The organism is Cyanobium sp. Copco_Reservoir_LC18 (assembly GCF_009834675.1).
Classification (GTDB): domain Bacteria; phylum Cyanobacteriota; class Cyanobacteriia; order PCC-6307; family Cyanobiaceae; genus Cyanobium; species Cyanobium minutissimum.
Window position 1 is genome coordinate 201,549 of sequence record NZ_ASAC01000004.1, and the last position, 14,660, is coordinate 216,208.

At 71.0% G+C, this 14,660-nt stretch carries 16 protein-coding genes; 6 read left to right on the forward strand and 10 right to left on the reverse strand.

Annotated elements, in window-relative coordinates; all coding sequences use genetic code 11:
- Window position 1: 1 nt before the first annotated feature.
- The 8 genes from L107_RS02215 to L107_RS02250 all read right to left on the reverse strand — a co-directional run bounded on the left by L107_RS02215 (window position 2) and on the right by L107_RS02250 (window position 7,243).
- A complete protein-coding gene (locus tag L107_RS02215; RefSeq protein WP_159816252.1) occupies window positions 2–319 on the reverse strand; it encodes an urease subunit beta in 318 nt (105 codons plus the stop codon).
- A 9-nt stretch (window positions 320–328) separates the two neighbouring features.
- Entirely contained in the window at window positions 329–631 is a 303-nt protein-coding gene (locus L107_RS02220; protein ID WP_015110097.1) for an urease subunit gamma, read from the reverse strand.
- Between the two features lie 78 nt (window positions 632–709).
- Window positions 710–2,260 (reverse strand): serine hydrolase, encoded by a 1,551-nt coding sequence (locus L107_RS02225; protein ID WP_236550449.1) that lies wholly within the window; start codon window positions 2,258–2,260, stop codon window positions 710–712.
- 86 nt (window positions 2,261–2,346) lie between these two features.
- On the reverse strand, window positions 2,347–4,146 hold the full coding sequence (locus L107_RS02230; RefSeq protein WP_159816254.1) for a DUF2207 domain-containing protein: 1,800 nt from the start codon (window positions 4,144–4,146) through the stop codon (window positions 2,347–2,349).
- Window positions 4,139–4,690, reverse strand: coding sequence for a LemA family protein (locus L107_RS02235; RefSeq protein ID WP_159816255.1), 552 nt, complete (start codon window positions 4,688–4,690; stop codon window positions 4,139–4,141). The genes L107_RS02230 and L107_RS02235 overlap by 8 nt, the downstream gene beginning before the upstream one ends.
- A gap of 85 nt (window positions 4,691–4,775) precedes the next feature.
- Entirely contained in the window at window positions 4,776–5,552 is a 777-nt protein-coding gene (locus tag L107_RS02240) for a sulfite exporter TauE/SafE family protein (RefSeq protein ID WP_159816256.1), read from the reverse strand.
- 33 nt (window positions 5,553–5,585) lie between these two features.
- Window positions 5,586–6,269 (reverse strand): Coq4 family protein, encoded by a 684-nt coding sequence (locus tag L107_RS02245; protein ID WP_159816257.1) that lies wholly within the window; start codon window positions 6,267–6,269, stop codon window positions 5,586–5,588.
- A 59-nt stretch (window positions 6,270–6,328) separates the two neighbouring features.
- Complete coding sequence (locus L107_RS02250) at window positions 6,329–7,243, reverse strand: urease accessory protein UreD (RefSeq protein WP_159816258.1); 915 nt, start codon at window positions 7,241–7,243, stop codon at window positions 6,329–6,331.
- 104 nt (window positions 7,244–7,347) lie between these two features.
- Between L107_RS02250 and ureE the strand changes: the two genes are divergently transcribed.
- From ureE to L107_RS02265, 3 genes are read left to right on the forward strand one after another with little or no spacing between them, the layout of a single operon-like run.
- A complete protein-coding gene (gene ureE / locus L107_RS02255) occupies window positions 7,348–7,911 on the forward strand; it encodes an urease accessory protein UreE (RefSeq protein WP_159816259.1) in 564 nt (187 codons plus the stop codon).
- Entirely contained in the window at window positions 7,908–8,591 is a 684-nt protein-coding gene (locus tag L107_RS02260; RefSeq protein ID WP_159816260.1) for an urease accessory protein UreF, read from the forward strand. Before ureE ends, L107_RS02260 begins: the two co-directional genes overlap by 4 nt.
- Window positions 8,591–9,604, forward strand: coding sequence for an ABC transporter substrate-binding protein (locus tag L107_RS02265; RefSeq protein WP_159816261.1), 1,014 nt, complete (start codon window positions 8,591–8,593; stop codon window positions 9,602–9,604). Before L107_RS02260 ends, L107_RS02265 begins: the two co-directional genes overlap by 1 nt.
- 24 nt (window positions 9,605–9,628) lie before the next feature.
- Here the strand turns inward: L107_RS02265 and L107_RS02270 are convergent, their stop codons facing one another.
- Window positions 9,629–10,510 carry an MlaD family protein gene (locus L107_RS02270; protein ID WP_159816262.1) on the reverse strand — a complete coding sequence of 294 codons (882 nt, stop codon included), beginning with the start codon at window positions 10,508–10,510 and terminating at the stop codon, window positions 9,629–9,631.
- 2 nt (window positions 10,511–10,512) lie between these two features.
- Window positions 10,513–11,118 (reverse strand): hypothetical protein, encoded by a 606-nt coding sequence (locus L107_RS02275; RefSeq protein WP_159816263.1) that lies wholly within the window; start codon window positions 11,116–11,118, stop codon window positions 10,513–10,515.
- Window positions 11,119–11,183: 65 nt separating this feature from the next.
- On the opposite strand from L107_RS02275, the gene ureG reads away from it, so the two are divergent.
- The 3 genes from ureG (at window position 11,184) to L107_RS02290 (ending at window position 14,616) form a co-directional block, all read left to right on the forward strand.
- On the forward strand, window positions 11,184–11,798 hold the full coding sequence (gene ureG, locus L107_RS02280; protein ID WP_015110084.1) for an urease accessory protein UreG: 615 nt from the start codon (window positions 11,184–11,186) through the stop codon (window positions 11,796–11,798).
- A 222-nt stretch (window positions 11,799–12,020) separates the two neighbouring features.
- The gene (urtA, locus tag L107_RS02285; RefSeq protein WP_159816264.1) at window positions 12,021–13,316 is read left to right on the forward strand and encodes an urea ABC transporter substrate-binding protein; all 1,296 of its coding nucleotides are present in this window, start codon (window positions 12,021–12,023) and stop codon (window positions 13,314–13,316) included.
- 142 nt (window positions 13,317–13,458) lie between these two features.
- Window positions 13,459–14,616, forward strand: coding sequence for an urea ABC transporter permease subunit UrtB (locus L107_RS02290; RefSeq protein WP_159816265.1), 1,158 nt, complete (start codon window positions 13,459–13,461; stop codon window positions 14,614–14,616).
- Window positions 14,617–14,660: the final 44 nt, after the last annotated feature.

The window sequence follows — 14,660 nt, forward strand, 5'->3', positions numbered from 1 at the left end:
TTCAGTCGAGGGGGCCGTTGACCAGACCGTTGAAGCCGAACACGCGGCGGTCGCCGACGTAGGGCACCAGATGCACGTCCCGCTGGTCGCCGGGCTCGAAGCGGATGGCGGTGCCGGCGGGGATGTCGAGCCGCAGGCCGCGGGCCGCCTCGCGGTCGAACTCCAGGGCGCCGTTGGCTTCATGGAAGTGGAAGTGGGAGCCCACCTGCACGGGCCGGTCGCCCCGGTTGGCCACCGACAGGGTGGTGACCGGGCGGCCGGCGTTGAGCTCGATCGTGCCGGGCTCGGGGATCAGTTCGCCGGGGATCAGGGGGGCCATGGCGGGGGGTCAGCGGATCGGTTCGTGGAGGGTGACGAGCTTGGTGCCATCGGGGAACATCGCCTCGATCTGCACCTCGGGGATCAGCTCGGGCACCCCCTCCATCACCTGATCCCGGCTCAGCCAGGTGGTGCCCTCCCGCATCAGCTCCGCCACGCTGCGGCCGTCGCGGGCCCCTTCGATCACCTGGAAGCTGAGCCAGGCCACCGCCTCGGGATGGTTGAGCTTCAGGCCCCGGCCGAGTCGCCGTTCCGCCAGCAGGGCGGCGGTGACGATCAACAGCTTGTCTTTCTCCTGGGGGGTGAGGTTCATGCAGGCTGCGCTGGCCGGACCCACTCTCGCAGCGCTCCGGCACCCGGTCAGGTTCAGAAGGAACGTTCGCTGCCCCGATCAGCGCCGCTGGAGCACCCCCTGGCCGTTGAGGTTGAGGTTGTCGATCCGCACCGCCGTGGCCCGGCCGTCGGGCCCGACCGTGAAGCTGACGGCGCTGGGGCCGTAGGCGTTCTCACCGGCGGGCTGGTAGCGGAAGACGTCGCCGCTCACCGGGGTGAGGGGGAAGGGGGTGAGCCGGGGCCCCAGCCGCAGCACGAGGCCATCACCACGGCGCACCACGGCGACCGGGCCCACGTAGGCGTTGGCGTAGCTGCCGGTGTACGCATCGGCGGGGCGGGCCGGCTGGGGCCGGGCCGGGGTCACCACGGCGGGATAGTCCTGCTGCTCCAGGCCCCGGAACAGGGGGCGCAGGGCGGCGAGGTAGTCGCGTTTCACCGCTCCGGTGGTGGCCAGGTCGAGGAAGCTGAGGCTGAGGGCCTCCGGCACCCCCAGCGGCTGGCTGTTGGAGAGCACGATGATGCCGAGGGATTCCGCCGGCAGCAGGTAGACGGCCGTGGCGGCGCCGAGGTCGAAGGCGCCCGAGTGGCCCAGCTGCACCGTGCCCCGGTCGGTGTAGCTCACGTTCCAGCCCAGCCCGTAGAAGCCGGCCCGATCCGTGGCCGGATCGCGGGGCTGCTGGCTGACGATCTGGGGCCGGTGGGTTTCGGCCAGGGCGGCGGCGTCCACCACCGCCCGGCCATCGAGGCGGCCGCCGGCCAGCTGCAGCCGCAGCCACTGGCCCAGATCCCGGGCGCTGGAACTGACGCCGCCGGCGGGGGCCTGGGCATCGGCATCCCGCTGGTAGCGGGCCACCCAGCGCCCCCCCTCCGGCACGTGCAGGGAGGCGCGGTTGGCGGCGGCCGCGAAATCGGCGTGGCGGGAGCTGGTGCGGGCCATGCCCAGGGGCCGGTAGAGCCGCTCGCTGGAGAGGGGCTCCCAGGGGCGCCCGACGGCGTTGGCCGCGGCCACGGCGCCGGCGGTGAAGCCGAAGTTGGTGTAGGCGTAGTCGGCGCGGAAGCGGTTGCCGGTGGGCAGCAGCCGCAGCCGCTCCAGGATCGTGGCCCGATCGAAGCCCAGGTCCTCGAGGTGGTCGCCGGCGTGGTCGGGCAGGCCGCTGCGGTGGGAGAGCAGGTCGCGGATGGTCACCAAGGGGGCGATGGCCGGCGGGCCGATCCGGGCCTCCGGCAGGGTGCGCAGCACCGGGTCGTCCCAGCCCACACGTCCGTCGCCCACCAGGCCGGCCACCACCGTGGCGGCGATCGGTTTCGAGAGCGACGCCAGCTGGAAGATCGTGTCGGCATCCACCGCAGCGGGCTCACCCACCCGCCGCACGCCGTAGCCCTTGAGGAACACCACCCGGTCGGCGTGCACCACCACGATCGCCAGGCCCGGGACGCCGGTGCTGCGCAGCATGTCGGTGGCCAGGGCATCGAGCCGGGGCAGGGCCGCCGCCAGGCTTTCCGCCGTCACCTGGCGCGGCGGGGGCGGCGGCCCCGAGGCAGCGTCCCCGCTGCGGGCGGCACCCGCAGGCTGGAGCGCCAGGGCCAGGCCCACAACCAGGGCAGCCACACCGGGACGGCGCAGGACGCTTGGGGCCACGGCAACGCCGGCAACTCGGGGCAAGCTAGGCCTGGCGGTGGCGCCTGCCCCGGTGCTCAGAAGCCGCCGCCGCCGCCACCGCCATCCCCGCCACCGGAGCTGCCCCCGCCCGAGCTGCCGCTGGTGCTGCTGGAACTGCTCGGCGACGACTGCATGGCGCCGGCGGTGGCGCTGAAGCAGTCCTCGAGGCTGGTGCCGAAATCGGTCAGGTCGAAGTCGCCGCTGCCGACATACCAGCTGGGGGAAGTCTCGAGGATCCCCTGGAAGGCCGCCGTCCACTGGCGCGTCAGGCCCGCCACCATCGCGTAGGGCAGGAAGCGCTCGAACAGCTCCGGCGTCAGCACCACCCGCTCCAGCCGCGGCGCCTCCACCCGGCGCAGGAACTCCTGGAAGCCGAGGGTCTGGCGCAGCACCGCCGTGCCCCGGGGGGTGCGGCTGGGCATGATCCAGGCGAACACGGCCACCAGCATCACCGTCAGCGCCAGGGAGGAGAAGGTCAGCCACGGGTGCGCCTCCCCCTGCAGCCGCACGATGTCGTTGGGCAGCAGCACCAGGGCCAGCGCCACCGCCGCGCCGGCCAGCCCCAGGCCGCCGAAGAAGGTGAGGCCCCGCACGGTGCCGGGCCAGCGCCGGAAGAATCGTTCCGCCAGCACCGCCTGCTTCACCAGCCGCTCGAAGCCGGGCACATGGACGTAGTAATGGTCGCGGAGCTGATCGGTGCTCACCGTCGCCCCCGGCTCCGCCGAGGGGAACAGCGTCTCGATCAGGTAGGCCTCATGGGGCAGCAGCGCCGACCGCTGGTCCGCCTCGCCCAGCAGGGTGAACACGTAGCGCTTGCCCAGATTCAGGAACAGCAGCTTCCGCTGGTCCTGTTCGATGCGCAGCTGGCCCTTCACCGCCAGGGCCACCAGGGTGGACGAAAGGGCGGATCCGCTCACCTGCTCCGCCACCAGGCTGCCCAGCACCGCCGGCGGCAACCCCTCGGGGGGTTCGTAGGCCACCGGCACGGCGCCGACGGCCGGATCCCGTCCGATCCCCCACCAGAGCGGGCCCAGCACGCCGGCGCTCAGCAGGGGCAGCAGCAGGGCCAGCCGCCCCTGCCACCAGTTGATCAGTTGCGCCAGGGCCGAGGGCGGCGGCACCAGCCCCTTGGCGAAGCCCACCGCCAGGGTGAAGCCCTCGCCGGGCTCCAGCCGCCGGGTGGTGCGGCTCGCCACCGTGTCGGCGCCGATCGTCAGGGTGGCGTTCCGGTCCCGGGCGCCGCGGGGCCCGGTGTAGATCGAAGCGTGGAGTCCGGACACAGCTGGCGGCAGTCGCACCAGGGCCGAGGCCCGCTCGATCGGCACCTCCCAGGCGTTGCCAGTGACGTTCCAGTTGAACTCGTCGTGGTCCGGGTAGAAGCGCAGACCGTGCTTCAGCCGGTAGGTGATCACGGCCGTGCGGCTGGTGTTCTCGGCGCCGGGGATCCAGATCTTCAGCTTCAGGTCGGCGCCGGGGTGGCTGCTCTCGTAGCGGTAGGGCCGCCCCTCGGGGTCGGTGACCGCCAGCACCCGCAGCCCGAGGGGTTCGAGCCCCCCGGGCCGCCGGGCCAGCAGGGGGATCTGGCGCACCAGGCCGTTCCAGGAGCCGTCGAAGCGGGCGGTGAGGGTTTCGCGCACCTGCACGGCACCGGTGGGCTCCACCACCGCCTGCATCTGGAAATCGGTGAGCGTGAGCTGGCGCTCGGCGGCCCTGAGGGCGGCGCCCGCCCCCCACGGGGCCAGCAGCAGCAGCGACAGGGCCAGGCCGAGCAGCCCCCCCAGCCCCCAGCGCCAGCGCCGCCACAGCCGCCGGGCGGCCGGAGTGGCCTCAGCCATCGAAGCGGACGGCGGGGACCGCCGCTTCGGCCGGGTTCTCCAGCTCGAAGTAGGTGCGCGGGCGGATGGTGAAGCTGCCGGCCACCAGGTTGGAGGGGAACTGCACGATCGCCGTGTTGAGGTCCCGCACCACGGCGTTGTAATAGCGCCGGGCGCTCTGGAGCGTCTCCTCGATCTGGCTGAGGTTGGCCTGCAGGGTCTGGAAGCTCTCCACCGCCCGCAGGGCCGGGTAGGCCTCCGCCAGGGCGAACAGCTGGCCGAGCGACGCCCCCAGGGCCTGCTCCGCCTGCTGCTGCTCCCGGGGGCCCCGGGCGGCCACGGCGGCGTTGCGGGCCTCGATCACGGTCCGGAAGCTTTCCTTTTCGTGGCTGGCGTAGCCCCGCACCGTCTCCACCAGGTTGGGGATCAGGTCGTGGCGCCGCTTGAGCTGGACGTCGATGTCGGCCCAGGCGTTGTCCGCCAGCACCTGCAGCTGGGCCAGGCGGTTGTAGATCAGGATCAACCCGACGGCGGCGACCGCCACCAGGATCAGCAGCAGCGGCATCGGCCCAGGGGTGGGATGGCCTTCAAGCCTAGGGGCGGTGTCCGGCTGGGCCCTCCGTCGGCCAGCGCTCACGGCTTGCGGCGGCTCAGGTCCTGAGGAAGTAGATCAGCGCCACCACCACACCCACCACCACCACGAGGGTGCGCAGGTGCGCGGGCTGGATGCGGGACGCCAGCCGGCCCCCCAGCGCCCCGCCGAGGATGGCGCCGATTGCCATCACCGCCGCCAGGCCCCAGGCCACCTGGCCGGAGAAGAGGAAGAAGGCGGCGGCGGTCAGGTTGGTGGCGAACGCCACCGCCTGCTTGAGACCGTTGAGGCGGGTGAGGCTGTCCTCGAGGGTCAGGGCCAGCACCGCCAGCACGATCACGCTCAGGCCGCCGCCGAAGAAGCCCCCATAGATGGCCGCCAGGAACACCGGCAGCACGGCCCAGAGTTCCGAGGGGGGGCGACCGTGGCACTCGGAGCGGCGCTGCACCCAGCGGCGCACGGGTTCCTGCACCGCCAGCAGCGCCGAGGCGAACAGGATCAGGAACGGCACCAGCTGGGTGAACAGCCGCTCGCCGGTGTGCAGCAGCAGCAGGCCGCCCACCAGGCCCCCGGCGGCCCCCGCCGGCAGCAGCAGCCAGAGGCGTCGCTGCTGGCCCTGCAGATCCTGGCGCTGGGCCACGGTGGCGCCCAAATAGCCGGGGGCCAGGGCCACGGTGTTGGTGATGTTGGCCATCACCGCCGGCAGACCGATGGCCGTGAGGGCAGGGAAACTGATCAGTGACCCGCCGCCGGCCAGGGCGTTGATCAGGCCGGCGGCGATCGCCGCCAGGGCCGCCACCAGTGCCTGGATCCCGAAGGGCAGGGGGTCGGTCATCGCGGCTGGGAGGGTGGTCGGCCCCGCGGCCGCTCAGGGCTGGTCGATCCCATAGGGCTCCCCGTCTGCCGGCAGGGTCACCCCCAGCCGCTGGCGCCACTCCGCCACCGGCAGCTCCCAGCCCTCCTCCCAGCGGACCGTGGCGAAGGGATGGGCGGTGAAGCCGATGGTAGTGCCGTGGCTGATGGCCCGGCTCAGGGTCGCGTAGCCGTCGAGCCTGAAGCGGAACCCGGCGATCTGGGCGGCGTGGGTGAGGCTCACGTAGGCGGGGAAGCCGATCTGCACGGCGGTGATGGCCAGCACGCCGTTCTCCCCCACCGGCGTCGTGCCGAAACCGCTGACCAAGTGGTGGATGTCGTGGGTGGTGGCGATCCGCTGGGTGAGCCAGCGGCCCTCGGTGTCGACGGGACGGGGGCGGAAGAATTCGGGGTCGTAGTTGAAGCGGCGGATCAGGGCGGCATAGCGGTGGCCCAGGCTCCCCTCCGGCAGCGCCTCGAGCCGCTCCAGGTCCGGCTGCAGCGGCGGATAACGCTCGTCCATCATCGCCGCCCCGCCCGGCAGGGCCCGGAAACGGGCGATGCAGGCGTCCATCTGGGGGGTGTCCAGGAAGCTGTCCACCAGGTCGGCGATCCGGGCGAGATCCCCCTGGCTGCGCCCCACGGCGATCAGCTGGCGCGCCTGGCCCAGGGCCTGCAGGGAAAGCTGGAAGCGATGCATCGGGGGACGGCGCCTGGGGCGAACCTAGGGCCGGTGTTGCGTTGCGTCAGGCCGGGGGGTCACCAGCTGCGGGCCGTGGACACCGGCAGGGGCTCCTGGTTCAGGGGCTGCTCCTGGAACGGCCAGACCCGGGGCAGCACCGGAGCCGCCAGGCCCCGCTCGGCCCGGATCCGGGCCCAGATGCGCGTGAACCAGAAGCGGGCCGCCTGGGTGGAGCGCCCCCGGTAGCGGGCCACCAGGCCCCGCTCCAGCCGGCCACAGGCCATCGCCCCCTCCAGCCCGTGGCGCTCGGCGCGGCAGGCCTCCAGCAGGGGCTCGCCCACCGGCCCGGGGGCGGCCCACACCAGGCTGGCGAACACCGGCTGCCCCCCCAGCCCGTGGGGGCTCTCCAGGCTGGCGCCGCCCAGCTCGAGCCGGTCCACCAGTTCCCACTGCCCCTGCCGCCGGATCTCCAGCAGCGAGCGCCAGCGGCCGGAGCCGAGCGTCTCGCCGTCGGCGCTGCGCCCCAGCCGCACCACCTCCGCCCCCAGCCAGCTGGCCCCTTCGGCCAGCTCCACCCGGCAGGTCTGCTGGAACAGGCCATCCCGGAAGACCACCAGCTCCTGGGGCAGCCACTCCAGATCGGCCCCGGTCGCCAGAGTGAAATCGAGCGTCTGATGGGTCCAGCTGCCGGCGGGGACCCGGCGGGAGCGGCCCACGGTTCCGTAGACCTTCTGGGCCGCCACGCTGGTGATCAGGGCGCGGCTGCCGGCGGCGAGATCGGCCTCGATGGCCAGCTCATCGCCGCCCACCAGGCCGCCGCCGGTGTGCAGCAGGGGCAGTTCGCAGCGGCCATCGGCGGCGGCGAAGGCCCGCTGGATCTTCAGCGGCGCCGTCGCCCCGCCCTGGTGCCGGGTGGCAACGTCCAAGCCGATGCCGGTCTCGAAACGAAGCCGGGCCTGGGCTCTCCAGGGGGCAGGGGCGGTGAGCTGCATGGCGCCGATGGTGGGTCCCCGGGGGGCTGGATTCGGTAGCACCCGACACATGGCCGGCGGCCGATGGCTGGCCAGGGTGGATGGCCCTCTCCCTGGCCTGCCCCATGCCCGGACCCCCGGTCTCCGACGGCACGGCTTCCAGTGCAACGGTTGCCGATGGCACCGGGCCCCTGGTGCTGGTGCGGTGCCTGGGCCGGCACCAGGGGCCGGAGCCGGAGCCGTGGCCGGAGCCTCCGTTGCGGTTGCCGCTCCGGGCCGACGAGCGCACCAGCCTGCGGGGCCATCGCCGCAGCGCCTGTGGACGGGACCTGCTGCTGCAGCTGCCCCGCGGCGCCGCCCTGGAGCCCGGCGACCGCCTGGCCCCCGAGGGCGGCGGCCCCCTGGTGGTGGTGGAGGCGGCCCCGGAGCCGCTGCTGGTGGCGCGGGCCTCCGATCCCCTGGCCCTGCTGCAGGCGGCCTATCACCTGGGCAACCGCCATGTGGCCCTGGAGCTGCGCCGCGACGAGCTGCGGCTGGGCATCGACAGCGTGCTCGAGGATCTGCTGCGGCATCGGGGACTGACGGTGGAGCGGATCACCGGGCCGTTTCTGCCCGAAGCCGGGGCCTACGCACCGTCCGGCCACGACCACCACCACGCCCATGACCACCATGGCCATCCCCACCCATGAGCCTCACCCGGCTGCGGCTGTTCCAGCTCGTCAGTCCCGCCCTGCCGGTGGGGGCCTTCAGCTACTCCGAGGGGCTGGAGGTGCTTGTGCAGGCCGGCGAGCTGGCCGACGCCGAGGCGGTGGCCCACTGGCTGGAGGCGGAGCTGGCCCGGGGCGCGCTGGCGATCGAGGCCGCCAGCCTGGGCCGGCTGATGCAGGCGCTCACCCGCTGGCGTGAGTCCCCGGAGGGGCCGGCCCGTGGGGAAGTGCTGGACCTGGACGGCTGGCTGCTGGCCCAGCGGGAGGCGGCCGAGGTGCGGGCCCAGCAGCGCCAGATGGGCCGCTCGCTGCTGCAGCTGCTGGCCGACCTGGACCGGCCCCTGCCCGGGGAGCGGCCCGCCCGGCTGGCCTGGCCGGCGGCCTGGGCCTGGGCCGGGGTGGCCCTGGAGATCGGGCCCGAGGAGGTGGTCGAGGCCTACCTCTACGGCTGGATCGCCACCCAGCTCAGCGCCGCCGTGCGACTCGTGCCCCTGGGACCCACCGAAGCCCAGCGGCTGCAGCTGGCCCTGGCGCCCGCCGTCGCCGCCCGGGCGGCGGAGCTGGTGGCGGCCGATCCCGAAGCCCTCTGGAACGGGGGGGTGGGGGCGGGTCTGGCCCAGCTGGGTCATGGTGAGCTGTATTCCCGTTTGTTCCGCAGCTGATGGCCACGACGGCAGGGGCCAGCCGGCGCCAGGCGCTGGGCCTGCTGGCCGGGGCCGCCGCCACCGGAACCCTCCTGGCCGCCGGCTGCCACGCCCGCCGCCGGCCGCCGGGTCCGCCACGGCTGGGCATCGTCCAGTACGTGCGGGGGGCCGGCCCCGATGCCGCCCGCCGCGGCTTCGTGCGGGGCCTGGCCGGGGGCGGCTTCCGGGCACCGGCCGGCGTGACCCTGCTGGAGCGCTTCGCCGCGGGCAGCATGGCCACCTGCCGTGCCCAGGTGGCGGAGCTGCTGGAGGCCGGGGTCGACCTGCTCGTGGCCATCGGCACCCCGCCCCTGGCGGCGATCCTGGCCATCGCCCCGGCGCGGGTGCCCGTGGTGTTCTGCTACTGCTCCAACCCCTGGGGGGCCGGGGCCGGCACCAGCTACACCCGCCACCGGCCCCATGTGGTGGGCACGGTCAGCACCAATCCCCTGGCCGAGCAGCTCGATCTCGCCCGTCGGATCACGCCCGGCCTGGCCAGTGTGGGTCTCGTCTACAACCCCTCCGAGGCCAACGCCAGCTTCGAAGCCGAGCTGCTGCGCCGGGAAGCGGCGCCGCGCTCCCTGGTGGTGATGGTCGAGCCGGTGGCCGGGCCGGCGGAGGTGACCCGGGCCGCCGACACCCTGGCCAGCCACCGGGTGGGGGCTTTGGTGCGGGTGGGCGACTACGCCACCAGCGTGGGCTTCCCGGCCCTGGCGGCGGCCGGCCTGCGCCATCGCCTGCCGGTCTATTCCGTCGACCCGTCCGACATCGCCACGCCGGGGTGCCTGGCGGTGGTGGGCTGGGATCCGGAGGCCGACGGGGCCCAGGCCGGAGCCCTGGCGGTGCAGGTGCTGCGTGGCCGATCCCCCGCCACGATGGCCTTCGAGCCGGTGACCGAGAAGCTGCTGCTGCTGAATCGCCGCACGGCCCGGGCCATCGGAGTGACGTTCCCGCCCGAGCTGCTGCGCCAGGCCGACCGGGTGGAGGGGTGACGCCGCCGGCGGCCGTCGTGGTGATCAGCGGCCCGGCTCGGTTCGGGGTTCCCCGGTCCGCTCGATCAGTTCGATCACCCAGCTCTCGTTGAGCGTCTTCACCAGGCGGTTGGTGGCGGCGGCCATGGTGGAGAGCTCGCGCAGGGTCTGGAGCAGGAGCGGCCGCGTCTGGGATTCGGTGCTCTCGAGGCGCTTGATCAGGGCCGACAGGTCGGCGGCAGTGCCATCGGCGCGCCCTTCGAGGCGCTCCGCCAGCTGCCGGGTGGCCCCCAGGGTGCGGTTGAGCTCGCTGCTGCTGCGCCGGGTGTCCGCCTCCAGGCGTGTCGCCAGGCGGCGGCTGGCGACCAGGGTGCGGTCGAGCTCATCAAGGCTGCGGGGCAGGCGGGTCTCCGCCAGCGTCAGGCCGCTGCTGACGGCCCGCTGCAGGGGGATGCGGCTGCTGGCCACCTCGGCGATCAGGTCGTCGATGTCGGGGCGGCTGGTGAACACCAGCGTCTCGCCATCACCGATCGGGGGCTGGCCGATCGCCGCCGGGTCGGGCGTGATGGCGATGTAGCTGTCGCCCAGGAGCCCCAGCTGGGCCAGTTCGGCCCGGCTGCGGCGACCCACCATGGAGCGGTAGGGGTCCCGCAGCTCCAGCTCCACCAGCACCTGGGCGTCGGGCTGCAGCACGATCCGGCGCACCTGGCCGACCGCGAATCCCGAGATGCGCACCGCCATGCCCGTCTGCAGGCCGGCGGCGTCGAGGGTGCGGAACTGCAGGCGGACGCTGGGGGCGAGCCAGTTGCCGGAGCGGGCGATCCCGAACACGAACACCCCCAGCAGGGCCACCGCGCCGGCCAGGAAGACCAGGCTCTGGGGCCCAGGGCGCCGCGGCGGGGCGGGGGCGGGAGCGGCGGTGGTCACGGTCAGGTCCCTCCCATGCGCAGGGGATCGACGACGATCGACCAGAGCACATCGAGGCAGACCATCACCCCGATGCCCAGCCGCAGCGACCGGGCCATGCCGGAGGCCATCGCCGCGGCGCCGGCGGAGCTGCGCCCGGCCTGGTGCAGGCAGATGGCGGCACAGATCCCGCCATAGGCGGCCGCCCTGGCCAGCGCGGAGGCGAAGCGGGCCGGCTCCAGCTGGCCGATCAGGAAGCCCACCTCCCCCACCCCATCCCCCTGGTTGAGCAACAGGCTGGCGGTGATGACCACCGCCGCCATGAAATAAAGCAGCAGCACGACGCTCATCAGGCCGCTGGCCAGCAGGTCGGGCCCCCAGGAGGCGGGGGGGCGACGGCGGCCCAGCAGCAGCGGGCCATCCCGCAGCAGCAGCAGCAGGCTGACCAGCAGTGGGGCCAGAAACAGCAGGGCCCGCACCGCCAGCAGTTCGATCGTCACCCTGGAGAGCTGCTGCAGGGGGCTGCGCAGCAGCTCGATGAACCCCAGGCAGACCACAACCCCCATGCCCGTGACGGAGGCGACGAGTCGGGCATCCAGGCGCTCGAAGCGACGGATCAGCGTCGGCATCGGTCCGTCCCCCACCGCAGCCCTCGGCGCTGGCGTCAGGATGGCACCGATCCTGGACCGGGGCGATGGGCAGCAAACTGAGGGTGGGCGTGGCCGGTCCGGTGGGATCGGGCAAGACGGCCCTGGTGGACGCCCTCTGCCGGAGGCTGCGGGAACGGCTGCAGCTGGCGGTGGTCACCAACGACATCTACACCCAGGAGGACGCCCAGTTCCTCACCCGCGCCGGCTCCCTGGCCCCGGAGCGTATCCGGGGCGTGGAGACCGGCGGCTGCCCCCACACCGCCATCCGGGAGGACTGCTCGATCAACCGGGCGGCTGTGCAGGAGCTGGAGGAGGCCTTCCCGGACCTCGACCTGGTGCTGGTGGAGAGCGGCGGCGACAACCTGGCGGCCAGCTTCAGCCCGGAGCTGGTGGATCTGTGCATCTACGTGATCGACGTGGCCGCCGGGGACAAGATCCCCCGCAAGGGGGGGCCCGGCATCACCCGTTCCGACCTGCTGGTGATCAACAAGATCGACCTGGCCCCCATGGTCGGGGCCAGCCTGGCCGTGATGGAGAGCGACACCGAACGCATGCGCGGCGGTCGCCCCTGGTGCTTCACGAATCTGCGCAGTGGCGAGGGACTGGACCGGGTCGAAAGCTTCCTGCTGCGGCAGCTGCCCGACCCTGCGGCGGCCTGAGCCGCCAGAGCGGACCAAAAATCCGGTATTCGTCTTTCAGGCGTTGATCACCTAAACCGTAGGTAATGCAACATATCGACAGCTTGGTGACGTGCAAATCCTCACCCCGGCAGGCCCTGGGGCTCTTTCTGTCTCATCGGATACCGGGGGTAGCCACGTCCTTCCGTACCTTTCCCTTTGCCGTCGGTTACGGCGACTACAATTCATCTTGAACAGGCATCAATGTCTCTGCATCTTTCAAGGCGACTGGCAGCTGCAATCGCCGCAACTGCCGTGAGCGTAACCCTCGTCTCCTGCGGGGGCGAGTCCGGGTCCGGCGGCAATTTTGACGGTGAAGTGAAGGTCGGCATCCTTCACTCCCTCAGCGGCACCATGGCCATCTCCGAAACGACTTTGAAAGAAGTCGAAGAGATGGCGATCAAGGAAATCAATGACGCCGGCGGCGTCAAGGTCGGCGGCAAGTCCTACAAGATCGTTGCCGTTTCCGAAGATGGCGCCTCCGACTGGCCCACCTTCGCCGAGAAGGCCCAGAAACTGATCGACTCCGACAAGGTTGCCGTCGTTTTCGGCGGCTGGACCTCCGCCAGCCGCAAGGCGATGCTGCCGGTCTTCGAGTCGAAGAACCACATCCTCTTCTACCCGATCCAGTACGAGGGTCAGGAGTGTTCGAGGAACATCTTCTACACCGGCGCTGTTCCCAACCAGCAGGCTGAGCCCGCGGTTCAGTGGCTGATGGACAAGTTCGGCGACAAACTCGGCAAGAAGGTTTACCTGGTCGGTTCCGACTACGTCTATCCGCGCACGGCCAACACCATCATCAAGGAGCAGATGAAGGCCCTTGGCGGTGAGACCGTCGGCGAGGACTACATCCCCCTCGGCAACACCGAGGTGGCTCCGATCATCGCCAAGATCAAGAAGGCCTTCCCGGATGGCGGGATCATCATCAACACCCTGAACGGTGACTCCAACGTCGCCCTCTTCAAGCAGTTCAAGGCTTCGGGCATCGATCCGGCCAAGTACCCGATCATGTCCTTCTCCATCGCCGAGGAGGAGATCCGTCAGATCGGTCCCGAGTACACCACCGGCACCTACGCCGCGTGGAACTACTTCATGAGCCTGGACACCCCGGCCTCCAAGAAGTTCACCGCCGACTTCCAGGCGATGTACGGGGCCGACCGCGTTGTGGGTGACCCGGCCGAATCCGCCTACAACATGGTGTACCTCTGGAAGAATGCCGTGGAGAAGGCGGGCACCTTCGAGGATCTCGAAGCGGTGCGCAAAAACATGATCGGGATCACCTTCGCCGCTCCCCAGGGCGAAATCAAGATGTTCCCCAACCACCACACCTCCGAGCGGGTGCTCATCGGCGAAGCGGAACCCACCGGCCAGTTCAAGATCCTCTACGACAGCGTCAAGGCCATCCCCCCGATTCCCTGGAACCAGTTCGTTCCCGAGACCAAGGGCTTCACCTGCGACTGGACCCAGGATCGGCCTGACGCCGGCAAGTTCAAGATGTGATCACGGAGCCATCCGTGAGGGAATGAAAGTCGGGTGGTTCCTGCGGGAACCGCCCCTTTCCAGTCCACCACACCACCACCACGTTCGACCCGATCCAGCGTCGCCTCAGCAGCGCTGGATCTAACGTTCAACCTTCATTCCGTTGGAACTTTTCTTTTCTCAGATCCTCGATGGCCTCAGCATCGGGTCCGTGCTGCTGCTGGCAGCAACGGGCCTGGCCATCGTCTTCGGATTGATGGGTGTCATCAACCTCGCCCATGGCGAATTCATGATGCTCGGGGCCTATGTCACCTACGTGGTGCAATCGGCTTTCAAGCCCATGGGTGGTGTGATCTTCGAATTGTATTTTCCGGTCTCACTGGTGTTGTCCTTCATTGTGACAGCACTGATTGGAGTGCTGCTGGAGAGAACATTGATCCGGCAGCTCTATGGCCGCCCGCTTGAAACGCTCCTGGCCACATGGGGGGTCAGCCTGATTCTGATCCAGCTGATCCGAAGCGTGTCGACGGCCATGATGCTGGGCATCCTCGTAGGTGTCGGCGTTGGTTTCATTATCTCGAAGTTGCTGGCCGCCAAGTTCTCCGCCAAGCCCTTCTTCACCTATCTCAATGGACTGGGCTGGGCGATCGCCATCGGCATCGGCCTGGTGGCCGTCAACCTCTTCGACCAGGTCCGCCCGCTCGCCAAGCCCTGGTTCGGCCCGCGGAATATTGATGTCACCGCCCCGAAATGGCTGCAGGGAAGCTGGGGAATGATCGGCACGATTGAACTGCCGGGCCTCCGCATCTTCATCATTCTGCTGTCCGCCCTGTTGCTGCTGGCCACCTACTGGTTCCTCAACAAGAGCGTCTGGGGCCTCCGCATCCGTTCGGTCACCCAGAACCGTCAGATGAGCAACTGCCTGGGTATTCCCACTGACCGCGTCGACAGCATCACCTTCGGCATCGGCTCCGGCCTGGCGGGGGTGGCCGGCTGCGCCATCACCCTGCTTGGCTCGGTGGGTCCCAACCTCGGGGCCGCCTACATCGTCTCCTGCTTCATGGTGATCGTCCTCGGGGGCGTCGGCAATCTGCTGGGCACCGTGCTGGCCTCCCTGCTGCTGGGCATCATCCAGTCGGTGATCGGCTCGGGCACCCTGCTGACGATTTTCCCTGACATGCCGCTGGCGGCGAAAGGGGTGATTGAGTTCTTCGCCACCACCAGCATGTCGCTGGTGCTGGTGTTCATCTTCATCATCGTCTTCCTGCAGTTCCGCCCCAACGGCATGTTCCCCCAGAAGGGTCGCTCGGTCGATGCCTGACCCGGTCCGTCCCCCCCTCTGCAGCTTCCCGTTCCATCTCCCCA